Genomic DNA, 25,317 nt, shown 5'->3' with positions numbered 1-25,317 from the left:
TTCAATTCATAAAGCTCAATTTTAGAGGGATTTCTGTATAATTTAAAATATTTATATTTAATTATTGTTCACAACTGTCTGTGTATTTATAAATTTTATTTTTATCTTTTATTATATCTTCACCATCTATAGTAAATGCTGCAAAGCTTTCAACATCTGCACCTTTAACTTCCTTAGTTCCACAATATACTTTATTTGTATCTTTTGCATAACCTGCCATATATTGTACAAATGATGGAATATCAGCATTTTCAACTTTAGATAAAATATTATTTGGAGTTAATTTAGCTAATCCATTAAAATAATAAACTCCATTTTTATCTTGAAAATAACCAGTATAATTTGAATTAATTAATTCATAAAAACCGTTATTAGAATATTTAAAGGTCTTGCTGTCAAAGTTTAAAGGCATTATTTCATATTTTTCATTTCCAATTTTCCCTTTCAAATAATAAACATTATTTTTATCTTTTATGAAAGAAACAAAATCTTCATGATTTTTAAATACAAATTTGTTTCCAACAAACTCCAATCCATCTGGACTTACACCGTTTATTTTATTTCCATAATAATAAACATTGTTTTTGTCTTTTGAAAATTCATCATTCAAAACCTTAAAACTTTTTCTGTCTGCACCTGCTATTTTTTTTAAGCCCATTTTATACAATTCATTTTCATAATATACATTATTTTTATCACGGAAATAATTTTCCCAGTAATCAAATATTTCAAAAGTTTTAGAATCTACTTTAGGATTTTTTACTGCAACTACTTTTACACTTTTCAGTTTATCAGTTTTTTCATCATATACTGTAACAAGTTTATATATATTTTTACTATCACTCAAAAAATTAAGTGGTATATTTCGTCTATTAACAAGCCTTACAACTTTAAAGCCATTTGGGCTTATATCATTTAGTTTTCTTCCTCTATAATAAACATTTTTTTTATCATATGAAAAATCTTCATCTTCTACAATAGTAAAACTATTTTTATCTACATCTTGTAATTGGATAACATCCATTCTTGTATAATAAATATTATTTTTATCTTTAGAATAATTGCTATCTTTCATTACTTCAAAAGTATCCTTATCAACATTTTTTATTATAAGATACCCAGTTTCTTTGTATGGTGTTATGGCATATATGTTTTCATTATCTTTTCCATAAATAATCGTACTTGAATTACTTGAATTATTTTTTATTATTTCAAATTCTTCAGGATTTTTTATACCTAATTTTTCTCCAGAATAAAATATTTCATTTCCATTTTTAATCAAATCATTATCCAAAACTTTAAAATCTTTTTCATTTATTTTCCCAAGATTTTTAACATCTCCAAAGTAATAATACAGGTTATTCTTATCTCTGGCATAATTTGTTCCAGAAACTTCCTTAAAAGTTTGGGGATCTGCACCTTTTACAATGTCTAATCCAGCATACACATTTTTATCATCTTTGGAATATGATCCGTCTGAAATCACCTTAAATGTTTTTGGATTCGCACCTTCAATTTTTTCTCCTGAATAATAGACTGAATTTTTGTCTTTTGCATGACTATGGTCTCCCTCCAGAACCACAAACGAATTTATGTCTGCATTTAAAATTTTATCTGAATTATAAAATACATTTTTATCATCTTTTGAATAATATTGACTCAAAACTTTTATTGTTTTTGGATTTGCCCCGTTCATTTTCTGAATCCATTCGTTAATTGGACTGTAAACATTATTTTTATCTTTTGAATAATTGTCTGGTAGCACTTCAAAAGTTTTACTGTCCACATCTTCAAAAGATTTATTTCCCAAAAAATAAACGCTTTTATCATCTTTCGCATATTTATCATTCAATATTTTAAATGTTTTCAAATCCACATTTTCAACTTTAAATCCTGAATCATCTTCTTTACCATATTTATAATAAATTTCATTATCCTTTTTCACATATTCCGCCATTCCAAAATTTGCTAAAATAAACACCCCTAATATAACTTTAAAAAATTTAGTTTTCATAAAAATTCCTCCAAATCCTTTTCTAAATAATTTATTCAAAAAATGCTTAAAAATATTTAAAACTCTTCAAAATTGAACTAGATAATTAAAAAGAATTTTAGTAGAATAATTATGATTTCTAAATTCTTTTTCAAAGCAGTCTTACTAAAATATAAATAAAATAATTTTTACTTGTCACTCACAATCATTTTCATAAGTCCTATTTTTATCCTTAACTACAACTCCCTCATCTGCATAAAATATAACAAAACTTTCTGCATCTGCACCTTTAACTTCCTTATTTTTACAATACACTCTATTCCTATCTTTTGAATATCCAAATTGAAGTTCCCTGAATGTCGGAACATCTACGCCTTCTATTTTAAGAAATAGTTTATTTTGGATATCCTCAGTTTTCTCGGTATCCAATTTTTCCAAATTTGAATAACCAAAATAATAAATCCCGTTTTTATCTTTAAAATATCCACTGCGTTTATGAACAGTCTTAAAGGAACTGCTGTCAAAATTTAAAGGTATAAGTTTATATTTTTTTTCTTCATTTTTAGCTTTCAAGAAATAAACATTATTTTTATTTTTAAAAATTATAGCATTTTCATCTAAAATTTCAAATCCATCAGAATTTACGCCTTCCAATTTATTTCCATTATAATAAATATTCCTGTTATCTTTTCCAAAGTCTGCTTCCAAACTTACAAAACTGTTATTGTCAGCCGCTTCCAGTTTTTTCAATTCTTTGCCAAAATCCGCATCATAATAATAAACAGTATCTTTATCTCTATAATAAGTATCAAAGTTTTTATTTATCACTTCAAAACTTTTAGTATCCACTTTTGGATTTTCTATGGTAACTAACTTAGTTTTTACAATTTTACCACTATCTTCATCAAAAATAGTAATCAATTTATATAAATTTTTATTGTCAGTCAGGAAATAAAAAGATTCATTTCTGTTATTCAAATCTATAATTCTAAACTCACTAGAACTTATTCCATTTATTTTTTTCCCCATAAAATATACACTATTTTTATCGTAAGAGAAATCGTTCTCATTTTCTTGAATAACAAAACTATCTTTGTCAGCACCTTCCAACTTTACAACATCATTTCGTGTAAAATAAATATTATTTTTATCTTTTGTATACATATTATTTTTCATTACTTCAAAAGAATTTACATCTGCATTTTTTATTATTTTGCTTGAATAAGTTTCATCAAATTTTGTTGATTTTGAAATTACATACACATTTTTATCGTCTTTTCCGTAAATTAAATTTGGAACGTTATAATACTTGCTCAAAATTATTTCAAAAGTTTCTGGACTTTTTATATTCAGTTTTTCCCCTTCTGAAAAAATTCTATTCCCATTTTTTACCACGTCAATTCCACCAGAATACAAAATTTTAAGATTTTTCTTATCAATTTTATCAATTTTCAATTCCCGATAGTAAAGATTATTTCTATCCTTTGAATAATAAGTTGTTCCAGAAAGCCTTTCAAAAGTTTTCAAATCAGCCTCTTTTATTTTCCGTCCTCCTATAAAGACACTGTTTCTATCTTTTGAATACATCTGAACAAGATTATTAGGCTCTAAAATTATTTCAAAAGATTTTGCGTCAGCTCCCTTTAGTTTTTCACCAAGATAGTAGACATTATTTTTATCTTTTCCATAAGATGCATTTTCTTCCATCACTTCAAAAGTAGCTGCATCGACATTTTTTATCTTTTGACCAAAATTCAGAAACACATTTTTATCATCCTTCGAATAAACCTGATTTAATATTTTTATCGTATCAGGATTCGCATCTTTTATTTTATCAGAGCCACTGTACACATTATTATTGTCTTTTGCGTAATAATCAGGCATTATTATCTGAAATGTGCTTTTATCAACATCATATATCGGCGTTCCAGCATAATAAATATTATACTTGTCCTTTGAATAACCTTGATCAATTACCTCAAAACTATTCAAATCCTGAACATATTCAACTTCAAGAAAACTTCCTCCAATATACAATTTGCCATTATTTCTAAAATACAAAAGTTTGTCCTTATTTTTATAAAGTTTGAAATCTTTCGGATTTATCTCCATTTTTTCATCATAATTGTAAATATATTTTTTATCTTTCCCATTGACTTCCCCAATTACCTGAAAAGTCTTAACATCAGCATCTATTAACTTCTTATCAAGATAAAAAACACTTTTCCCATCTTTACCATAAACATCATTTAATTTTACAAATGTCTTAAAATCGGCATCATTTACCTTTTTCTCATTAGCCTGCTCCATTTCATCCTTATAATAAACAGCGTTATCTTTTTTTATATATTCAGCTATTCCCAGATTTGCCACAAGAAATACAAGAATTACAATTTTAGAAAGTTTGCTTTTCATAAAATTTCCTCCAACTCCTTTTATAAACAATTTATCAAAAAATATTTAAAAATATTTAAAACTTTTCAAAATTAAATCAGATAATTAAAAAGAATTTTAGTAGAATAATTATGATTTCTAAATTCTTTTTCAAAGCAGTCTTACTAAAATATAAATCAAAATAATTTTTACTTGTCACTCACAATCATTTTCATAAATCCTATTTTTATCCTTAACTACAACTCCCTCATCTTCTAGCACGACAGTAAAGCTTGGTACATCCACCCCTTTAAATTCTTTATATTCACAATAAACTCTATTCTTATCTTTGGAATACCCATATCCAAATGCTTTAAATGTTGGAATATCTGATCCTTCGAGTTTAATGAAGGCATTCTGCACATCCTTTAATTCTGAATTTAACAGTTTACCGTAATCAAGATAATAAATCCCATTTTTATCTTTAAAATAATTACTTGTATCCTTATTCGCTATATCAAATGAAGCACTGTCAAAATTTAAAGGTACTATCTCATAATCTCCTTCTCCAGTTTTATCTTTCAAAAAATATACACCATTTTTATTTTTTGCAATATCTGGACCAACAAATTTAAACCCTTCTGAGCTGATATTCCTAATTTGCTTCCCAAGATAATAAAGATTTTTGTTATCTTTTGCAAAATAATTATCCATTTCAGCAAAACTATTTCTATCTGCACCTTCAACTTTTACAAGTTCTTTTTTATCATACATATTAGAATAATAATAAACGCTGTTATTATCCCTATAATAACTTCCCGTGTCTTCTTTAACAATCTCAAAACTCGGAGCATCTACTTTTACATTCGTTACAGTAATCAATTTTGTATTTTTCAATTTATACGTTTCAGGATCAAATTCATAAATAAATTTATATAAATTTTTACTGTCTGTCAATAATGCAAATGTTACAGGCTCCCCAGAATTAACAGTTAAATCAACAATCTTAAAGCCTTTTGGACTGATTCCATCTATCTTTTTTCCATAAAAATAAACACTGTTCTTATCATACGAAAAGCCATGTTCTCCAATAGTAAAACTGTCTTTGTCTACATCTTTTATTTTCACAACATCAGAATACGTAAAATAAATATTATTTTTATCTCGTGAATATGCACCAATTTCCATTATTTCAAAAGAATTTATGTCCGCATCTTTTATTATTTTACTACGAATTTTTTGTCCATTTCCTATAATTACATATATATTTTTATTGTTTTTCCCATAAATTATATTTGGATTATTGTAATAATCATTTTTTATTATTTTAAAATTTTCTGGATTTTCTATATCAAGCCTATTTCCATTAGCATAAATTCTGTTTCCATTTTTTATAATATCAAGCACTCCAGCACTCATGTCTTCTAAATTATCTCTAATTTCATCAATTTTTACTTCTTGATAGTACAAGTTATTTTTATCTTTTGAATAAAAAGTTGATTTTTCTAATTTTTCAAATGTTTTTGAATCTGCTCCTTTTATTTCCATTCCAGAAATATAAACTTTGTCTTTATCTTTTGAATATGTTGCAAAAGCTATTTCTGAAATTATTTCAAAAGTTCTAGGATCTGCTTTTTTAATTATTTCCCCAAATAAATAAACATTTTTATTATCTTTTGCGTAAATATGCATTTCTCCTAAAACTTCAAAACTGTCCAAATCAGCATTTTCAATTTTCCCATATTTTGTAAATACACTTTTATCATCTTTCAAGTAAATTTCACTTAAAATTTTTACTGTTTTTGGATTCACTTCTCTTATTGGTCTTGAACCATAGTACACCTTGTTTTTATCTTTTGCATAAGCATCTGGCATTATTATCTGAAAAGTATCCATATCCACATCAGACAAAGTTACTCCACCATAATAAATATTATATTTATCTCTTGAATATTCATCATCCAGTACTTCAAAAGTATCTACATCTTCAATTTCATTAAGTTCATCTAATCCTTCTAAATCATATATTTTTCCATTATTTCTAAAATATACTATTTTATCCTTATTTTTATAAAATTTAAAATCTTTTGGATTTATTTTTACTTTCTGGTTATACCAATAAAAGTTATCTTTATCTCTTCCAGTATTTTCTCCAACTGCCTGAAACGTTTTAAAATCTGCATTTTCTAGTTTTTCGTCTCCATAAAAAACATTTTTATTATCTTTCCCATAAATCTTATTCAATTCTACAAATGTTTTAAAATCCGCATCATTTAGCTTTTTCTCATCTGCCTGCCATATTTCATTCTTATAGTAAACAGCATTATCTTTTTTTATATATTCAGCCATTCCTAGTTTTGTCACAAGAAAGACAAGAATTACAATTTTAGAAAGTCTGCTTTTCATGCACTTCCTCCATAATTTAGAAAATTTGACTATTTCTATTTCAATGTAACTGGTAATTTTTCTCCACCTAAAATATGGTAATGAATATGATAAACTTCCTGTCCACCATTGTCCCCAATGTTAGTTATAACTCTATACCCATCTTTATCCAATTCCAGAATTCTAGCCACTTTTGCCACAGTCAACTGCAATTTACCAAGCAGTAAAGCATCTTCCTCAGTCGCCGCATCCAAATTTTTAATTTCCTTTTTTGGAATTACAAGCACGTGGACTTTCGCCGCTGGATTTATATCATGAAAAGCAAGAAATTCCTCATCTTCATATACAATATTTGCTGGTATTTCCTTATCTATTATCTTTTTAAAAATTGTTGACATAAAAATCACTCCCTTATTTTATTTTTTTAAATTTTGAAAAGGGGTCAAGACCCCTTATTTTATAATAATATTTTTTTGTTAAACCTTAGTAATTTCCGAAAAAGTCTAACAAATATTTAACGATAAAATTTAATTAGAATCTTTTAATATATTTTCTAAATTACAATTCTATTTTTCCGACTCTTTTAGCATGTCTGCCACCTTCAAACTCTGTATTTACAAATGCTTCAACACATGCTAATCCCAAATCTTCTCCTAAAACTCTAGCTCCTAATGCTATAATATTTGCATCATTGTGAAGTCTTGAAAGTTTTGCTGTATACTCGTTGTGGCAAAGAGCCGCACGAATTCCTTTTATTTTATTTGCAGCAATAGAAATTCCAATTCCAGTCCCACAAATCAAAATTCCAAAGTTAACTTCCTCATCCAAAACTTTTTTACTAACTTCCTTAGCAATATCAGGATAATCAACTGAATCCAACGTATCAGTTCCCACATTCACAATTTCATATCCCTTGCTTCTAAGTTCCTTCATCATTTTATTTTTAAATTCTACCCCTGCATGATCATTTCCAATCGCTATTTTCATTTGTAAAGCCTCTTTTCTTCTTAATAATAAGTTATTTAATAAGTTCTTCTAGTAACTCATTTGAAATTCTTTTCAATTTCCCATTTTCATCCACAAAAACATTTACGGTTTCAGCTTTTGCCTTTAAAACTCCATCTGAATTGTGCATTTCATAAGAAAACCTGATTTTAATATTGTTTATTTCTTCAATTTTCACAGAAACTTCAATTTCTTCATCGTATTTTGCAGAATTAATATATTCAATATTTAGCGTCTTTACTGGTAAAATAAATCCCATAACTTCCATATTCTTATATGGAAAGACATCCCTAAAATACTCAGTTCGTGCCATTTCCATCCATTTTAAATAATTTGAATGATACACAACTCCCATTTTATCAGTATCATAATAGTAAACTCTAAGTTTAAAGCTCTTCTTTTTCATTACATTTCCTTAACTTCAATTTTTACACTTTTTCTATCTTTTTTTGCAAGTGAAGACATAAGAACCCTAAGTGCTGTGATTATTCTTCCGTTTTTCCCGATTACTTTCCCCATATCATCTTTTATTACATTAATCGTTATATCTACAAATTTCCCTTTTTCATTGCTTTCAATTGTATAGCTTTCTGTTGAATCCAATAAATTCTCAACCCAAAAATCCACAGTTTCAAAATATTTACTCATTTTATTTCTTTCCTCCATTTTTTATTTAAAATTTTATTTTCTTATAACTATTATATCATAATTTCAATATTCTTATCAAATTTTGTTTATTAATTTTTTGAAGAAAATTTTTTGGTATAAATTATTATAAAATTTAATTATAAATATTGTTTGTTTGTTTTTATAATATACAATTAATCATAAACGTCCGATAATATAAATTAGTGATTATTAAAAATTTAGTATTGATTTTTTACACAATATTATGTATAACCAATTTGAAATGATACTATGCCAATGAAACCAAAGTAAATAATTAAATTTTTATTGAGAAATGGTTTTGTTGAAATTAATGGCGGTAAAGGTTCTCATAGAAAATTTTTCAATCAAAGTACAGGCAGAACAACCTTAGTTCCATATCATTCTAAAGAATTGAAAAAGGTATGGAACATACAATTTTAACTCAAGCAGGGCTTAAAAAATAGCCTTGTTTGTAAAAAAGAAAAAACAGGAGGTAACGAAATGCTAGTATATCCAGCAATATTCCACAAAGCCACCGAAGGTGGATTTATAGTTGTTTTTCCAGATTTTGACAATGGTGCAACTCAAGGAGAAACATTGGAGGAAGCAATGGAAATGGCTCAAGATTATATAGGGACTTATTTATATGATGATTTTATAAATAATAATGAACTTCCTAAAGCCAGCAATATAGACGATCTTGAAATAAAGATTGGAAATGATGAAAAAGAATTTTATATTCCAAATCAAAGTTTTAAATCATATGTAAGTTTAGATATGCAAAAATATGTGAAAGAAAGCAAAAATCAAATCGTAAGAAAAAATGTATCAATTCCAAGCTGGCTAAACGAAATGGCAAAAAAAAATAATATAAATTTTTCAAATACTCTTCAAAAGGCTTTAAAACAAGAGTTAGGTATTTAAAATTCATAAAATCACAGTTATTTTGACTGTGTTTTTTTATTCGAGATTTTTTTTATACATAATTTTAATTTATACTTTTAAACTATTTAAAAATAAGGTTTTATTTGATATAATATACAAATAAATTATGTTTTTAGAAAGGACTGAAAAATATGAAAAAGATGTGGGAAGGACGATTTCATAAGGAAAGCAATAAATTGTTAGAAAAATTTAATGCGTCCATTACGTTTGATAAAAGAATGTATGAAGAGGATATTGCTGGAAGTATTGCACACAGCAGAATGCTTGCTAAGCAAGGGATTATTGCGGAAAATGAACAAAAAGATATTGAAAATGGGCTGCTTCAGATAAAGGATGAAATTGAAAAGGGAGAATTTGAGTTTAGAATTGAGGATGAGGATATTCATATGTCGATTGAGAAAAGGCTGACACAGATTATTGGGGCTGCGGCTGGGAAGCTGCATACTGCCAGAAGCCGAAACGATCAGGTGGCTCTTGATGTACGAATGTATGTACGAAAAGAAGCCCATGAAATTTCAAAATTGCTTGTAAAAATGGAAAATGTACTGCTAGGGCTTGCTGAAAAATATAAAAATGTTATTATTCCTGGATATACTCATTTACAAAGGGCTCAACCGATTTTATTCTCTCATCACCTGATGGCTTACTTTCAAATGTTTAAAAGGGATATTTCGAGAATTGAGGACTTTCTCAAAAGAAGTGATGAAATGCCACTTGGAGCAGGGGCATTGGCTGGAACTACATTTAATCTTGATAGACATTTTGTGGCAGAAGAACTTGGATTTTCAAAGCCTACGGAAAATAGCCTTGATTCTGTAAGCGACAGAGATTTTATAATTGAGCTTGCAATGATTATTTCAGTAATTTCAATGCACTTGTCAAGATTTTCAGAAGAAATTATTATCTGGTGCACATCCGAATTTTCATTTATAAATCTGGATGATGCCTTTGCAACTGGCTCTTCAATTATGCCACAGAAAAAAAATCCCGATATTGCCGAACTTGTAAGAGGAAAAACTGGCAGAATCTACGGAAATCTTATGGGAATCTTAACAACAATGAAAGCACTCCCACTAGCTTACAACAAGGATATGCAGGAAGACAAGGAAGGAATTTTTGACTCTATTGACAATATCAAATTATCCATCGAAATTTTCTACCTAATGCTTGATACAATAACAGTAAATAATCAAAAAATCTATGCTTCAATGCGAGCAGGATTCCTAAACGCAACAGATGTAGCCGATTACCTTGCAAAACACAACGTTCCGTTCAGACAGGCACATAAAATCGTTGGAGAAATCGTATCCTACTGCGAAGATAAAAAAATCTCAATTGACGACATGAAACTCGAAGAATTTCATAAATTTTCTGACGTTTTCAAAGATGACATTCTTTCAGAAATCACAATTGAAAACTGCGTAAACAAACGAAATTCATTTGGTGGAACTTCCATAAAAAATGTCGAAATGCAAATTGAAAATGGAAAGAAATTTTTAGAAACTTTATAATATTACCCCCATTTTAAAATGAGAATAAATTTTTATAATTAGGTTTCATAATCATTCAACTTTTTTATTTTTTATTTTTGTAGGATTGCTCATTGCCGCAAATCCTACAACCTATGGCTAGTCTACGACATTTTTTTGCACTGACAAAAAACTCGCTATGCTCAGACAGTTTTGCCAGCACAGAAAAATGCTCCGACAGGCTATTTATACTGAAATCTGTTTGAAAAATGAAAATTATATTTTAATTATTTGAAAATATTAGATTTATGCCCTTTATTAGAAAAGATTGTAATAATTTCGTTATTTAAATAGGATTTAGTATCAGGTATAATTTTATTTTTTATTAAATTTTTGGAAGAAATATAAAAAAATTGCATTTTAGATTGAAATATTGTATAATTAAAATATAAAAAGAACACAAGTAATTAATACAAAAAATGAAATACATATTCGACTTAGATAAGAACAATATAAAAGGAGATGAATATTTATGAAAAAGATTATTATGCTGGTTATATTGGCTATGACATTGTTCAGCTGTAGTATTATAGATGAATACAATGAGGCTAAGAGAGAAGCAGCTGAAAGAGGAAGAAAATGTTATAGGAATCAATATGGAAATGTATTCTGTGAGGATAGATACGGAAATAGGGAATTCTAATGTATACTGCAAAGGTACAAAATAAGAAATGATGAATTTATATATGAAGGGCAGAGAATTCTCATTTAGGAGAATGTATTCTTGCTCTTTTTCTTTTACTTAAATAATTATAAAAATTAAATCTAATTTTTAAATTTTAATAAACTGATGGAGTTTTCATTATTAAACCCCATTTTATAAAATAGAAACTATTTTAAGAACAAGAAGTTTTAATTCCTTGATAAGACTATATAATTCAAAATTTATTAAACATTCACTATTTAAATAGGAAATAATATTAAAAAAAATACAAATGAGAGGAAAAATTATTACAATGAAAGAAATTAGACTAGCACAAGAAAAAGATATTCCAAAAATAGAAAATCTGCTGGAACAAATTTTATTAATTCATCACGAAGGTCGTCCAGACATTTTCAAGGCAACTGGAAAAAAATATACAGCAAAAGAATTAACAGAAATGTTAAACGATTCAAACAAGCCAATATTTGTAGCAACAGATGAAAATGATAACGTAATCGGCTATATTTTCTGTATTTTCAAGCAACAAACAAATCACAATGTCCTAACTGATATAAAAACATTGTTTATTGATGATCTTTGCGTTGATGAAAGCACTCGTGGGCAGAACATCGGAAAGAAATTATATGATTTTGCCTTAGATTTTGCAAAAAAAGAAGGCTGTTACAATTTAACATTGGATGCTTGGGCTGATAATGCTGGAGCTGTTAGATTTTATGAAAAATTGGGAATGAAAATTCAGAAGTATGTTTTTGAGGAGATTTTGTAATTTTTTATTGTTTATAATAGCTAATTCATAATCATTCAATTAAATTATTTTTTAGATATTTTGATTAATAAATATTTTTTCGTATTATTATGTTTTTTCTTTTTTATTTTCGTAGGATTGCTCATTGCCGCAAAACCTTATCTTGCAATAAAGGTTTATATTCTTTATTACAAACTTTTACAATAAATAAAGGAGTAATAATTAAAATATAATTATTTCTTTAATAAATCGACGGAGCTTTTATTTGTTCAACTACGACTGTTTGACGACTGTAAGGAGGAGTTTCGGAGTTGGGTAAATAAAAGTCGTAGTCTAGCCATAGGTATTGCGTAGCAATCTTGCCACAATTTTAATTAACAGGATAAACTTTTAATGCAAGATAAGGATTTGCCGCAATGAGCAATCCTGCAAAAAAAAGAAAAAAAAGAAAAAAAAGAATAAATAGTAAAAGCTATTATTAAATAAAATAATCTAATTAAACCCTATTTAAAAAATGGAAACTATTTTAAGAACAAGAAGTTTTAATTCCTTGAATAAGATATATAATTCAAAATTTATTAAACATTCGTTATTTAAATAGGATTTAGTATCAGGTATAATTTTATTTTTTATTAAATTTTTGGAAGAAATATAAAAAAATTGCATTTTAATTTGAAATATTATATAATAAAAATATAAAAAGAACACAAGTAATTAATACATAAAATGGAATACATATTCGACTTAGATAAGAGCAATATAAAAGGAGATGAATATTTATAAAAAAGATTATTATGCTGGTTATACTTGCTATGACTACGTTCAGTTGTAGTATTATAGATGAATACAATGAAGCTAAGAGAGAAGCAGCTGAAAGAGGAGTGAAATGTTACAAATATCCTAGTGGAAATGTGTACTGTGAGGATAGATACGGAAATAGGGAATTCTAATGTATACTGCAAAGGTACAAAATAAGAAATGATAAATTTATATAAGAAGGGCAGAGAACTCTCATTTAGGAGAATGTATTCTTGCTCTTTTTTTGCTTGAATAATTATAAAAATCAGATATAATTTTTAAATTTTAATAAACTGATGGCGTTTTCATTTGTTTAGGTTACGGCTGTTTAACGATTCGCAGATAATTTTAAAATCAATTTTTAAATTTTTTAAAAATATGCTATAATATGCTTAAACTCTTTAACTTAATACAAAATAAAAAGTTAGAGTTTGAATAAATATAGTTACATTTTTTAAATTCAGTTTTAAAATTTGTTACTATAAAAGTTGGTAAATTTAAAAAATTTAGGAGGAAAAATAAAATGTCTGAGGGCAGTTTATTATTACAGATTGTAATAATAATAATTTTAACGGGAATTAACGCTTTCTTTTCGAGTGCGGAAATGGCGATTGTTTCGTTAAATAAAAATAAATTAAAAATATTAATTGAAGATGGAAATAAAAAAGCAATTTTACTTGATAATTTGCTGCAGGAACCTAGTAAATTCCTGTCTACTATTCAGGTTGGGATTACTTTGGCAGGTTTTTTTGCATCAGCATCGGCAGCGACTGGTTTATCCCAATATTTATCTGGTGCATTGCAACCTTTGAATATTCCGTACAGTAATCAAATTTCGATGATTTTAATAACTTTTCTATTATCATATATCACTCTTGTGTTTGGGGAACTGATTCCAAAGAGAATTGCACTTAGAAACTCAGAAAAGATTGCTTTATCATCAGTCGGAGTTGTTGTATTCATTTCAAGGTTATTTTCTCCATTTGTAAAATTTTTGACATTTTCTACAAATTTTGTTCTTACAATTTTGAAAATGAAAGAAGACAATATTGAAGAAAAAGTTTCTAAGGAGGAACTGCGTTCGCTGGTAGAAGTTGGTAAGGAACACGGTGTTATTAACGAAGCTGAACAGGAAATGATTGAAAATATTATTGAATTTGATGAAAAAATTGCACGTGAAATAATGATTCCAAGAACAAAAGTATTTTTGATTGATAAAAATATCTCAATTCATGAGCTTTTTGAAAATAAGGAAATTGGAAAATATTCACGTATTCCTGTTTATGAAAATGAAGCTGACAATATTGTTGGTGTGCTATTAACCAAGGACTTGATGATGGAAGCCTACAAAAAAGGGTTTGATAACATAAAAGTTGCTGATTTGCTGCAAGAAGCGTATTTCGTTCCTGAAACAAAAAATGTAAATGAACTATTTAACGAAATGCAACTGGAGAAAAAGCACATTACTATACTGATTGATGAATATGGAGGTTTTTCAGGGATTGTTACACTTGAGGACTTGATTGAAGAAGTTATGGGAAATATTGCCGATGAATTTGATGATGAAGACTTGTCAATTCGTCAATTATCACGAAATAAATATTTAATTAGTGGAGAAGTTTCGTTAAACGACTTGAATGATAACTTTAACTTTGAACTTGAATCAAAATATTATGACACTTTGAGTGGAATTTTAATTGAAAATTTAGGATATATTCCTGAAGATAATGAAAATATTGAGCCAATCACAATTAATGGTGTTGTATTCAAGCCACAGCGAGTTAGAAATAAAAAAATTGAAAAAGTTGTTATGACTTTTGACAAAGATAAAACAGAAGATGAAAAGTCTAAAAATAAATTGAATGAAGATGAATAATATTTTATAAAAGATATATAGAAATGGAGTTGAGTAAACAAAATGGGCATCACTAATGTTCAACAAACAAGCGGACTTAAACGACTTTTCCCGCTTCTAGCAAATGAAAATGTCAATATGAAAAAGGAAATTATGGCAGGGATTACAACATTTCTTACAATGGCGTACATAATTGCTGTAAATCCAAATATTTTGTCAAAAACGGGGATGGATGCAGGCGCATTGGTCACAGCTACCTGTTTTTCCGCTGCACTTGGCTGTTTTCTTATGGGCCTTATCGCAAACTTGCCTTTTGCCCTTGCTTCAGGTATGGGATTAAACGCATTTTTTGCATTTACAGTTGTACTAAAAGGCGGTATCAGTTGGCAAACTGCTCTGACTGCAGTATTCTGCGAAGGAATTATATTTATATTTTTAACACTTTTTAAAGTGCGTGAAGCTGTAGTAAATTCCATTCCAGAAAATATGAAACACGCTGTTACTGGGGGAATCGGAGTATTTATTGCATTTGTCGGTTTTTCAGGAAGTGGACTGATTGTTTTAAATGAATCAACAAAAGTTAGTATGGGGCATTTTTCTCCAGCCGTTATTATTTCATTTATTGGATTAATTTTAATAGCAATTTTAGATAAAAAGAATGTACGTGGCTCAATTCTTTATGGAATTGTTTTAAGTTCTCTTCTAGCTTGGGGATATGCTCTTATAAATCCTGCACATGCAAAAGAATTAGGGATTTATTTGCCATCTGGTGTCTTTAAATATGAATCAATGATGCCTGTTATGGGAAAATTAGACTTTAAGCTATTTACAGATTTTAAAACATTTGGAAATTTATTTGTTATAGTTTGTACATTTCTCTTTGTAGATTTCTTTGATACTGTCGGAACATTGATAGGGGTATGCTCAAAAGCAGATATGCTAGATGAAAATGGAAACGTACCAAACGTAGGACGTGCCTTAATGGCAGATGCAATCGCAACTACAGCCGGTGCCGCACTTGGAGTTTCTACAGTTACAACTTATGTAGAAAGTTCAACAGGAGTTATCGCAGGAGGAAGAACAGGATGGACTGCTATTACGACAGGTTTCCTATTCTTAATATCAATGTTTTTTTCACCAATATTTATTTCAATACCAGGATGTGCTACAGCTCCAGCCTTAATTTACGTTGGTTACTTAATGCTAAGTTCAGTTAAAAATATAGACCTGCACGATATTCTAGAAGGTGTTCCATCTTTCATTACAATTACAACAATGGCTTTGACTTATAGTATCGGAGATGGATTAACACTAGGAATTTTATCTTACGTATTAATAAATCTATTTTACAATTTATTCTCGAAAAAAGAAGACAGAAGACACGTTTCATGGGTAATGGTTATTTTAGGAGCGTTATTTATAGTTAAATTATTATTTATGTCATAATCAAATTTATAAATTTTTATAAACAAAAAATATGATCTCTTATACATTAATCTGTATTTGAAATCATATTTTTTATTACTTTTACATAAAATAATTTAAAAAGTTATTTGTAATGATTAGCACAAGCTATTATTATAACTTCATTTTCAGTCAATTTATAAATAAATCTGTGCTTATCAGTTATTCTTCTGCTCCAATACCCACTTAATTCATGCTTTAAAGCCTCTGCTTTACCTATTCCTTCATTTCCATTTCTCTGAATATCTTTTATAATTTCATTTATCTTTTTTATAACTTTTTTATCTTGAGCTTGCATTTCTACATATTGTTTCCAAGCTATACTTGTCCATACAATATTCACTTTAGTCCTCCTCAATTAACTCATGAACTTCTAATTTCCCCGTTTCTGCTTCCTTTTTACTTTTCAATAATTCATTATAATAATCTTTATTAGACATAATATACAAATTTTCCATAAGATTATTGTATTCTTCTTCACTCATTAATACCACATTTTCATCATTTTTTCTAGTTACAATTATTGTTTCACAATCTCTTGTTGCCTTATCACAATACTTTTTAAAATTATTTCTAATATTAGAATAATTTGTAGCTATCATATTTCTCACTCCTTTTAAACCTTTGTTCAATTTATTGTACAATATATAATGAAAATTGTCAATTATATTTACAAAAAAATAGAGAACTAATTTTTAATTCTCTATCTTTTGTAGTTTCAAATATTAAATTTTTATAACAAAATTTTAGAAAAATATCCCGTTCCTAAACTTGCCTTCTGACTCAATTGGCTCTGTTCCAGCCTTAAACAATGCTGTCCGCTTGTTCACTCCATCTCTGTCCAGTAATCCAATTTGTAAATCAATATCTCTTGTTGTCAAATCTTTTCTTGTAATATAATCATCTATAAATTCAAAAACTCCAACATTGTAATTTGGCAAGTCAACTACCGTCTGCATATAAGTTTTCCAAATTGGTGCAGCCGCAGCTCCTCCAGTCATTCCTGCTCCCATTGACTTGTTATCATCGTTTCCAACATATACTACAGTAGCAAGAGTTGGAGTATAGCCTGTAAACCACGCTGAAACATAATCAGAAGTTGTTCCTGTTTTTCCAGCCATCGGAATAAGCTGTCCGTCTTTAAATACTTTTGCAGATTGTCCAGTTCCATAATTTACAGCATTTTCAAGCATATAAGTCAAGATTGCTACATCTTTTGAATCGTAAACTTTTTTCATTTTTGGTTTTGCTTCATAAACAACTTCACCATATTTATTTTCGATTTTGTAGATATACTGAGGTTCCACTTGATAACCTCCGTTTGCAAGTGCTGCATAGAACATTGCCATATCTATTGGTCTTGTAGAAATTGAACCAAGTGCTAATGTATAGTTTTTAGGAAAATCTCCTCCTACAATTCCTGCATCTCTCCAGACTTTTTCAGCAGCATTAATTCCAACGTGCTGTAATAATTTTACTGGTATTATATTATTTGAAATTTCCAATGCTTTAGCAAGTGTCATACTGTCTCTAAAAACTCCATCATAATTCTTTGGACTCCAGTTTCCAATTTTTACTGGGGAATCTTCCATAACACTGTTCATCGCCATATTTTTTTGCAATGCCGCAAGATAAACAACTGGCTTGTAAGATGATCCTGGCTGTCTTAATGCACTTATTGCACGGTTAAAATTACCTTTTTTATAATTTTTTCCTCCAACCATCGCTTTTACAAATCCATTACTTGGATCAATTGAAAATAATGCACCATTCAAACTCGCACGGCTCTTCAAGTTATAATTGTTATTAAACGCTGAATAGGCTGCCCTTTGTAAATCCAAATCAACTGTTGCATAAATTTTATAACCATCAAATAGGAATTTTTGATCTTCTTCAGGTATTTTCAATATTTTTCTTACTTCGCTTAATACAACTGTTGTAAATTCAGGTGCCACATTTGAAGTTGAAATCTGTTCTTCTTCATTACGGCTTTTAATATTTCCATTTACAAATGTAATTTTTTCTTTAACAGCTTCATCATATTCTTCCTCTGTTATAAACCCAAAGTTTCTCATCTGATGAAGTACAATTTTCTGTCTTTCCAGTGCATTTTCTATTTTTGAATATTTTGTTGGCGATTTAGGAAGACTCGCTAAAATTGCCGCTTGTGCAATGGATAATTTTTTTGGCTCTTTATTAAAATATTTTATTGCCGCATTTTTTATTCCGTATGCTCCTTGCCCAAAATAAATTGTATTCAAGTAATTTTCCAGAATTTCGTCTTTTGTATATTTTCTCTCAATTTCTATTGCTAAAATCGCTTCTTTAATCTTTCTTGTCATTGTTTGTTCTGGCGATAAAAACGCATTTTTTGCAAGCTGCTGAGTAAGTGTACTTCCACCTTCACGCCGTCTTCCTGTAATTGTCAAAAACGCCGCTCTTGCTGTTCTTATAAAATCAAATCCATGGTGAGTCCTAAACTTTCTATCCTCAATTGCCAAAAACGCATTTTGAACATGCAAAGGAATTTCTCCAATTCCAATTGGTGCTCTATTTTGAACCATTATCGTATCTATCTGATTTCCATTAATGTCATAAATTACCGAAGGCGATACAGGTGCATACCCATCAATTAAATCAACAGGTGTTTCCTTGCTTACTGTATAAACCAAAAAAGCTCCAGCTCCAACTCCGATTACAAACAAAAATACAAAAACTTTGAAAAAAAATGAAAATAAACTAAATTTTTTTCTAGGTTTTGCCACTTTCTCTTTTTTCTTATTCTTTTTCATTATTACCTCTTTTCGTAACTGTTTCAACATTTACTTAAACTAAATTTTTTAAATATTATGTACAGAATCCATTTGTTTTTTTGCCTTTAACTGTCCGCAGGCCGCTGCAATGTCCTGCCCTTTAGTTTCCCGCAACGTTACATTAACATTTTTATCTTTCAATAATTTATAAAATTCCCTTTGTTTTTGTTTTGATGGCGTTTTATATGGCTTTCCACCAACAGGATTGTAAGGAATCAAGTTTACTAGACACGAAAATGAATTTAAGAATCCAGCCAGTTCCCTTGCATCTTCAGGCTCACAGTTCAAATCATCAATCAAGATATATTCAAATGTAATACGATTTTTAGTTTGTTTCTGATACTCCAAAAGTGATTCTTTTAACTGTTTTACTCCCCATCTTTTATTTATTGGCATAATCTCGCTTCTCACATCAGCCTTTACCGAATGTAGCGAAATTGCCAAATTTATTTGATTTTCATTTTCTGTAAATCTTTTTATTCCATTCACAATTCCACTTGTAGAAATTGTAAAATTTCTTTTTGAAAAATTTTGCCCTTTTGGAGAATTTAACATATTAATTGAACCAAGAACAGCATCGTAATTTAAAAAAGGCTCTCCCATTCCCATATAAACTACATTTCCAAGTTTTTCTCCACGTTGCAGCAAATGTTTCTGAACATAATAGTATTGCAGTAAAATCTCAGAAATTGACAAGTTTCTTTCATAAGTCATTGTCGCTGTTGCACAAAAATCACATCCAATAAGGCATCCAATTTGCGAAGAAACACAAAGCGTATGCCGATTTTTATGAGAAATAAGCACACTTTCAATCAGCCTTCTATCCTTCAGTTCAAACAAAAATTTCTCAGTATCCCCATCTTCTGAAACTTGATGCGTCTTAAATTCAAGCTTTGCCACATAAAATCTCTGTTTCAAAATCTCTCTGTCTTTTTTGGAAATATTAGAAAACTCATCAAAATCAAATACCAATTTATTATGCAGCCAGTCAAAAACTTGACTCGCATTAAACTTTTTAAGACCAATCTCAACAAATTTCTCCTGCAAACTCTCTAAATCCATCCCCAAAATATCAATTTTCTCAACTGTATCTATATTTGTCACATTTTCACTCATCATTTCGTTATTAATTATCTCCATTATATTATTCTTTTCAATTTCCTCCTTTTATTTCTCCAATTTTTATTGCCTATATCATACCATATTTTCAAAAAATATTACAGTATAAAAAATAGAATTTTCAAAATAAAAAAATGCTCAAAATTTAATTTTACTTAATCTATTTCTGAACATTTTTCTTAATTTTTAATTTTTATATTCCCAAAGCCTCTTTTAATACAATTTTCAATTGTTTTCATTCTCATTATTTAACTATTTTTAACAGGTGCTGTTACCTTTTGCTACAAATTTTAAATATATTTTTTTTCTTCAGGAAGCATAACTTCTGAAAAAGTTCCATTTTGAATACTGTTTCTTATCTCAATAACTTTATCAGTTACATCCGTTATATTTACAATCCACTCATTTACATATTTTTTCACAGTTTCTCCTTTTATACCTAACTGTATCGCTCTTCTTCCTATTGGATTGCCGTAAATATCCCTATCAGGATCCCATTGACATCTTACTTCTGAATTTTCTAGTTTTTCTTTCCATTCTTCCTTAGATAAATCAGAAACTTCTCTAAAAGATGAAAGTACAGAATTTTTCACTATTTCATCAAATCCTTCCCTTTTCAGGTCAATTGCCAATATTCTTTCCTGTCCTTGCTTGCTAGCCCAGTCGCTTCTGTACATCATCTATAATAGTTGGATTTAATCTAAATATTTTATTTATTGATTTCGAGCATACTTGTAAAATATAAAAGTACTAAAAAGGTACTAAAATTTAAAAAGAGGCATATTTTAGCCTCTTTTATTTTATCTTTTGTTTCCTATTAAAAGTATAACATAAATCTCTTATCTGTCAATCTTTATTTTTGTATCCCAACAATTTTAACAAAGCATCCGTGTTAGTTTTTTCTTTTGATAATTTTAATTTGTTTATTAAAAAATCTTTTTCATCTTCAGTTAATTTAAAGGTCAACGATTTATCCCTTTTTCTTCCAGTTGCCTTTCTTCCTACTTTCCATTGAGGAGTTTCTCCTTTTTTTACCCCTCGTGGTTTTATTTCTTTTTCCAATTTTTTCTCCTATTTTATTAAATATAATATTATTGCTGCAATTGCTAAATAACTTAATATTGCAATTATTTTTTCTTTTTTACTGGATTCTTTCCAGCCAACTTTAAATTTAAAATTTATTTTAGTATTTCCTATTTTCATAAATTTATGGTATAATGGCTTTATAGGATGGGGCTTTCGCCCCAGAGCCTACTTGAAAACAATTTTGATATAGAGCTTTAAAGGAATTAAACTAATTTCCAATGTGATTTCCTTTATCGCTCTTTTTTTCTTTGCCATTATCCTTATCACCTCCTATCTTGATATTATTATACTATATATTTACATAAATGTCAACCCTTTTTTATAAATAAAACTAGGAATTTTTATTAAAAAACTATTCAAAAATACTACTATTAAAATCTCTCCAAACCTTTTTAAAATAAATGTTTTTAATACTAGTATAAATTTAAAATTTTCCTATTTTTTTCCTATAAATTTCTTATTTTACAAAAAAAAAGATAGCCATTTCTGGCTACCTCTATAATTTATTTTCCTTTGTTTGTGTCACTCATCTTTTTGTTATAGTAATACAGTATTATTAATGATATTACTATGCTCAACATAACTATTATAATATTTTCTATCAAAGATTTTTCCCTTAACGACTCTATTAAAGATATTTTTTGTGTTTTGTTTTCCAGTATCAATTTTTCTATATTTCTTTTGTACTGCCAATCTCTCTGGGCTACAGACAAAATTGAACTGATAGTATAAAGCACGATTAATTTCACTATTCCTTTGTTTGCAAAGTTTATTTTTTGGCTTTCCTGAAAATCTTTATGCTTTTTATCTTTAAATATCAAATCCCTAATCGTCTTTTTTGTCCCAGCTATCGCCATTATTCCCACCACCTAACCATTTATCAATAAGCCTATCCAATGCCTTAGGCACTTTATCCTCAAGAACTTCAATTATCAATTCCACAAAATAACCTACAACAATTATCAGTAACATCACTACAATATCGATTTCAGGAATCTTCTTTAAGAAACCTAAATACATTAATACATATAAAGCCAATGCCATTATTCCGTATAGAATCCTAATTGCTATTGGATTTATTTTCAAATGGTTGTTTACTCTGTATAATAAATTTCCTAGCGTTCCTAAAATCAATCCGTACACTATGAATACCAAATCGACTAAATAATTTTCCATTTCTGCTCCTTATTTCTGAATTTTAAAGTATGTTTTTGTTTCCTGTTTTTTCTGCATCGAAAATTTGTTGTAATATAACTTTTAAATCAAATGTTTTTCTAGCTTCTTTTAAAACTTCTGTCAAAACTTCCTCGCCAATCTCTTCAGCAAAGTTAGGAATAAATTTTCTGTCAATTGATTTTTCTTTTTCCAATAATTCTTCTAATTTATCCCAAAAGCCTTCATACACCTGATTAAATTTTTCTGCTCCAGCTTTTCCTTTTGCAACTATCTCTGTTTTATAGATTAAAGTTTTTCCTAATTCCAATATTTTACCTGTCAAATATATTTTTGCTGCTAATTTATCCATTTTTATCTCTCCCTTTTCTTATTTTATTAATATCAATTTTAAGCTAGCCAGCAAGCCCTACAATCAATTTGTACTTGCTAACCAACCTATTTATCCAAAGTTATTTTTAACGTTCAAATTCAGCTTGTATTCAAGCCATTTGCACATTATTTTAATTCAAAATGTGGTGTATCATTCATTTTCCAATTTCCGCCCCATTCAATATTAATATTCTTAGATTTTGCAACCGCTAATATGTGGTTTGCTATTAGTTTCAATTTCTTCTCATCATACCCTTCTTCAGATGTAAATTTTCTGTACACACCGTTCTCAATAACTCCACAAGGAAATATGTCAACTGCATGCCCGTATCCGTCAGCTTTGATTTGATGGTTTGATTTTGCCTTGTACCCATCACAGTTTGTAACTTTTTGCCCTGGTCTTGTTCTTCCTTGCTGATACAGATAATTTTGCTCTTCTGCTGTTCTTGCTCCGTCTGTTATTCTAAAATCAAATGGGCTATTTTCAATTGCAGCTTTCATAACTTCGATTAGTTTTGGGTGGACCTTTTTCATTTTGTCCAGACTTGATTGAGTAAAAGAATATTTCTTATTTTCAGTCCCTACATTTTCCTTATCCCAATCTTTCAAATACTCCTCCTTTCTCATAACTCTGTTTAACCAACCTGTCAAAAATCTTTCTTGCGTTCTGTCAGCTTCAACTTTTCCTTTGTAATAAATTCTCTGCAAGTTGTGATAAACTTCCAAAAATTTTTCAGGATCTGCTGCATTTAATGCTTCCAATGTTTTGTTTCCAATTATTCCGTCCACATCAAGATTTGCATTTGTCAATTGATTTATAGCAATTTGTGCGTTTTTTGTTCCATTTCTGCCGCTATTTACAGCCCAGTCGCATATAGATAATGCCACTTTATCATTCACAACTTTATCCAGCTTGTTTCCTAAGTAATATTTTTTTAGATATATATTTTTTGCAAAATCTATTGTTAAATCTTGCATATCGCCTTTATATCCAAAGTTTCTTGCCACTTCCTCAATTATTCCATATTTTGTTTTTCCGCCCTTGTCGTGCTTGTCATTAGAATATCCTCCTTCGACCATTAGCAAATAGTTAAATATTTTCTCAAATCTATCCATTTATACCACTTCCTTTTCTTTTATTAATTCCATATTTTTTAAATACTTATACAACTTTGCAGGGCTGAACTGATAACCAACTCTATCCTTTAATGATTTACCTTTATAGGTCAATGTAAACTGCAAAGCATAATCGATTGCGTTCAGGCAAAACTCACTGCAAAAAAATCGATTATCATCCTGCACCTTGTCAGCATAGAAAAATTGTCCTAAAATTCCTAAATAATCATAGCCCTTACCTTGAGCTGTTCTAAAAAATTCAATCACATCTTTGGGATCGATATTTTTATCAAGCTCGTAAATTTCCATATTTTTCTGATACTCAAATTTCCTTGTCCTAACTCCTCCAGGATTAGATAAAAAAACTTGACCATTGTAGATAAATTCAACATGTGAATATTTTCCAAGAGTCCACAAGGCTATCAAATGCCCTATTAATCTCCTAGGTTTATGGAAACATATATATAGCTTGTCTTTTTTGAGCATAAAAACACCTCCCTACATATTTTTATACGCTTTTTCATATCTGTCTTTAGCGTCATACTCTTTTAACTCTTTATCAGTTAAATTTTCTAAGCTGTGAGATAGTAATGTTTCAGTAGCCATGGCTTTTGTTGTTTGTGACTGCATTATATTCGCCATTTTCATCATATCCTGCAATGTTAAATTAACATACTTTTCACTGTTGTTTTTTGTGTAAAATTTCCAGTTTTCAAATTCTGTCTTTTTCATTGCTTGACACATTACTACTATTCTAGTTAAATTTGACTGGTCTATACTACGGTTATTCTGTAGATATTTGACACCTCCTACTTCAAATTCAAACGGAGCTACATCATACTCAAGTCTTAAATCATACAGTTCTTTTTTTATCTGTTCTATACGTTTTTCCCTGTCGAATATTATTTTCCCGTCTTGTATTGTTTCACTTTCTTTAAGCTTAACTATTTTTCCATCTACAAAATAGTTATCAGGAGCAACTTCAACTTCCTGATATTCTATTTCTTCAACCACATCTCCCGCCATCGTCGGAGCTATCATAGTAGCATCCATATTTGTACTCAACACTAAACGTGTTTCATTGTTGTACATAACTTTTAAAGTGTCCGGCTTAAATTTTTTCAATTCTACGTACCAGTCTTTATTATCTTTATCATAAATCGCAATGTATTTCATACCATCTTCAAACTGTTTTATTTCTGTTTTGTCTACTATAAATTTCATTTTACCCTCC

27 protein-coding genes are annotated in these 25,317 nt (G+C 28.7%); 8 read left to right on the top strand and 19 right to left on the bottom strand.

Features of this window, described 5'->3' with window-relative positions; translation table 11 throughout:
- Positions 1-61: 61 nt before the first annotated feature.
- From BQ5344_RS07295 to BQ5344_RS07265, 7 genes are all read right to left on the bottom strand, one after another.
- Positions 62-2,014, bottom strand: a complete 1,953-nt coding sequence (locus tag BQ5344_RS07295; RefSeq protein ID WP_071124769.1) for a DKNYY domain-containing protein — start codon at positions 2,012-2,014, stop codon at positions 62-64.
- 174 nt (positions 2,015-2,188) lie between these two features.
- The gene (locus BQ5344_RS07290) at positions 2,189-4,408 is read right to left on the bottom strand and encodes a DKNYY domain-containing protein (RefSeq protein ID WP_071124768.1); all 2,220 of its coding nucleotides are present in this window, start codon (positions 4,406-4,408) and stop codon (positions 2,189-2,191) included.
- 174 nt (positions 4,409-4,582) lie between these two features.
- On the bottom strand, positions 4,583-6,772 hold the full coding sequence (locus tag BQ5344_RS07285) for a DKNYY domain-containing protein (protein ID WP_071124767.1): 2,190 nt from the start codon (positions 6,770-6,772) through the stop codon (positions 4,583-4,585).
- A gap of 35 nt (positions 6,773-6,807) precedes the next feature.
- Positions 6,808-7,149, bottom strand: a complete 342-nt coding sequence (locus BQ5344_RS07280) for a histidine triad nucleotide-binding protein (RefSeq protein ID WP_021744537.1) — start codon at positions 7,147-7,149, stop codon at positions 6,808-6,810.
- Between the two features lie 160 nt (positions 7,150-7,309).
- Positions 7,310-7,738 carry a ribose 5-phosphate isomerase B gene (gene rpiB, locus BQ5344_RS07275; protein WP_021744538.1) on the bottom strand — a complete coding sequence of 143 codons (429 nt, stop codon included), beginning with the start codon at positions 7,736-7,738 and terminating at the stop codon, positions 7,310-7,312.
- A gap of 31 nt (positions 7,739-7,769) precedes the next feature.
- On the bottom strand, positions 7,770-8,162 hold the full coding sequence (locus BQ5344_RS07270) for an acyl-CoA thioesterase (protein ID WP_071124766.1): 393 nt from the start codon (positions 8,160-8,162) through the stop codon (positions 7,770-7,772).
- Positions 8,162-8,404: a KH domain-containing protein gene (locus BQ5344_RS07265; RefSeq protein WP_036069730.1), complete on the bottom strand. Its 243-nt coding sequence runs from the start codon at positions 8,402-8,404 to the stop codon at positions 8,162-8,164. The genes BQ5344_RS07270 and BQ5344_RS07265 overlap by 1 nt, the downstream gene beginning before the upstream one ends.
- Positions 8,405-8,710: 306 nt before the next feature.
- Here BQ5344_RS07265 and BQ5344_RS12040 point away from each other — a divergent pair, with 306 nt between their 5' ends.
- The 8 genes from BQ5344_RS12040 to BQ5344_RS07240 all read left to right on the top strand — a co-directional run bounded on the left by BQ5344_RS12040 (position 8,711) and on the right by BQ5344_RS07240 (position 16,386).
- A complete protein-coding gene (locus tag BQ5344_RS12040; RefSeq protein ID WP_235846130.1) occupies positions 8,711-8,845 on the top strand; it encodes a type II toxin-antitoxin system HicA family toxin in 135 nt (44 codons plus the stop codon).
- 60 nt (positions 8,846-8,905) lie between these two features.
- The gene (locus BQ5344_RS07260) at positions 8,906-9,328 is read left to right on the top strand and encodes a type II toxin-antitoxin system HicB family antitoxin (protein WP_071124765.1); all 423 of its coding nucleotides are present in this window, start codon (positions 8,906-8,908) and stop codon (positions 9,326-9,328) included.
- 152 nt (positions 9,329-9,480) lie between these two features.
- Positions 9,481-10,860, top strand: coding sequence for an argininosuccinate lyase (gene argH / locus BQ5344_RS07255; protein WP_071124764.1), 1,380 nt, complete (start codon positions 9,481-9,483; stop codon positions 10,858-10,860).
- 490 nt (positions 10,861-11,350) lie between these two features.
- On the top strand, positions 11,351-11,521 hold the full coding sequence (locus tag BQ5344_RS12185) for a hypothetical protein (RefSeq protein WP_158663008.1): 171 nt from the start codon (positions 11,351-11,353) through the stop codon (positions 11,519-11,521).
- A 313-nt stretch (positions 11,522-11,834) separates the two neighbouring features.
- Positions 11,835-12,308: a GNAT family N-acetyltransferase gene (locus tag BQ5344_RS07250; RefSeq protein ID WP_071125510.1), complete on the top strand. Its 474-nt coding sequence runs from the start codon at positions 11,835-11,837 to the stop codon at positions 12,306-12,308.
- 773 nt (positions 12,309-13,081) lie between these two features.
- Positions 13,082-13,237 (top strand): hypothetical protein, encoded by a 156-nt coding sequence (locus BQ5344_RS12285; protein ID WP_162840181.1) that lies wholly within the window; start codon positions 13,082-13,084, stop codon positions 13,235-13,237.
- A 371-nt stretch (positions 13,238-13,608) separates the two neighbouring features.
- On the top strand, positions 13,609-14,961 hold the full coding sequence (locus tag BQ5344_RS07245; RefSeq protein WP_071124763.1) for a hemolysin family protein: 1,353 nt from the start codon (positions 13,609-13,611) through the stop codon (positions 14,959-14,961).
- Between the two features lie 42 nt (positions 14,962-15,003).
- Positions 15,004-16,386, top strand: coding sequence for an NCS2 family permease (locus tag BQ5344_RS07240; protein WP_071124762.1), 1,383 nt, complete (start codon positions 15,004-15,006; stop codon positions 16,384-16,386).
- A gap of 103 nt (positions 16,387-16,489) precedes the next feature.
- On the opposite strand, the gene BQ5344_RS07235 is transcribed toward BQ5344_RS07240, so the two are convergent.
- The 12 genes from BQ5344_RS07235 to BQ5344_RS07180 form a co-directional block, all read right to left on the bottom strand.
- Complete coding sequence (locus BQ5344_RS07235) at positions 16,490-16,747, bottom strand: Txe/YoeB family addiction module toxin (RefSeq protein ID WP_021768111.1); 258 nt, start codon at positions 16,745-16,747, stop codon at positions 16,490-16,492.
- A 1-nt stretch (position 16,748) separates the two neighbouring features.
- Positions 16,749-17,006 carry a type II toxin-antitoxin system Phd/YefM family antitoxin gene (locus tag BQ5344_RS07230; RefSeq protein WP_071124761.1) on the bottom strand — a complete coding sequence of 86 codons (258 nt, stop codon included), beginning with the start codon at positions 17,004-17,006 and terminating at the stop codon, positions 16,749-16,751.
- 144 nt (positions 17,007-17,150) lie between these two features.
- Positions 17,151-19,196 carry a transglycosylase domain-containing protein gene (locus BQ5344_RS07225; protein ID WP_071124760.1) on the bottom strand — a complete coding sequence of 682 codons (2,046 nt, stop codon included), beginning with the start codon at positions 19,194-19,196 and terminating at the stop codon, positions 17,151-17,153.
- A 48-nt stretch (positions 19,197-19,244) separates the two neighbouring features.
- Entirely contained in the window at positions 19,245-20,357 is a 1,113-nt protein-coding gene (gene rlmN, locus BQ5344_RS07220) for a dual-specificity RNA methyltransferase RlmN (RefSeq protein ID WP_083378224.1), read from the bottom strand.
- 269 nt (positions 20,358-20,626) lie between these two features.
- Positions 20,627-21,016 (bottom strand): DUF4291 family protein, encoded by a 390-nt coding sequence (locus BQ5344_RS07215; protein WP_235846129.1) that lies wholly within the window; start codon positions 21,014-21,016, stop codon positions 20,627-20,629.
- Between the two features lie 166 nt (positions 21,017-21,182).
- The gene (locus BQ5344_RS07210; RefSeq protein WP_071124759.1) at positions 21,183-21,398 is read right to left on the bottom strand and encodes a hypothetical protein; all 216 of its coding nucleotides are present in this window, start codon (positions 21,396-21,398) and stop codon (positions 21,183-21,185) included.
- A gap of 527 nt (positions 21,399-21,925) precedes the next feature.
- On the bottom strand, positions 21,926-22,279 hold the full coding sequence (locus tag BQ5344_RS07205) for a hypothetical protein (protein ID WP_021770148.1): 354 nt from the start codon (positions 22,277-22,279) through the stop codon (positions 21,926-21,928).
- The gene (locus BQ5344_RS07200; protein ID WP_021770149.1) at positions 22,248-22,598 is read right to left on the bottom strand and encodes a hypothetical protein; all 351 of its coding nucleotides are present in this window, start codon (positions 22,596-22,598) and stop codon (positions 22,248-22,250) included. Before BQ5344_RS07200 ends, BQ5344_RS07205 begins: the two co-directional genes overlap by 32 nt.
- A gap of 22 nt (positions 22,599-22,620) precedes the next feature.
- The gene (locus tag BQ5344_RS07195; RefSeq protein WP_071124758.1) at positions 22,621-22,947 is read right to left on the bottom strand and encodes a universal stress protein; all 327 of its coding nucleotides are present in this window, start codon (positions 22,945-22,947) and stop codon (positions 22,621-22,623) included.
- A gap of 146 nt (positions 22,948-23,093) precedes the next feature.
- Positions 23,094-24,083: a glycosyl hydrolase 108 family protein gene (locus BQ5344_RS12560; protein ID WP_071124757.1), complete on the bottom strand. Its 990-nt coding sequence runs from the start codon at positions 24,081-24,083 to the stop codon at positions 23,094-23,096.
- Positions 24,084-24,569 carry a cytoplasmic protein gene (locus BQ5344_RS07185; protein WP_071124756.1) on the bottom strand — a complete coding sequence of 162 codons (486 nt, stop codon included), beginning with the start codon at positions 24,567-24,569 and terminating at the stop codon, positions 24,084-24,086.
- Between the two features lie 12 nt (positions 24,570-24,581).
- Positions 24,582-25,307, bottom strand: a complete 726-nt coding sequence (locus BQ5344_RS07180) for a hypothetical protein (RefSeq protein WP_071124755.1) — start codon at positions 25,305-25,307, stop codon at positions 24,582-24,584.
- Positions 25,308-25,317: the final 10 nt, after the last annotated feature.

Source organism: Leptotrichia massiliensis, from assembly GCF_900104625.1.
In the GTDB taxonomy this organism is placed as follows: domain Bacteria; phylum Fusobacteriota; class Fusobacteriia; order Fusobacteriales; family Leptotrichiaceae; genus Leptotrichia; species Leptotrichia massiliensis.
The sequence above is the reverse complement of the archived record's forward strand: the minus strand, read 5'-3'. Positions and strand labels throughout refer to the sequence as shown.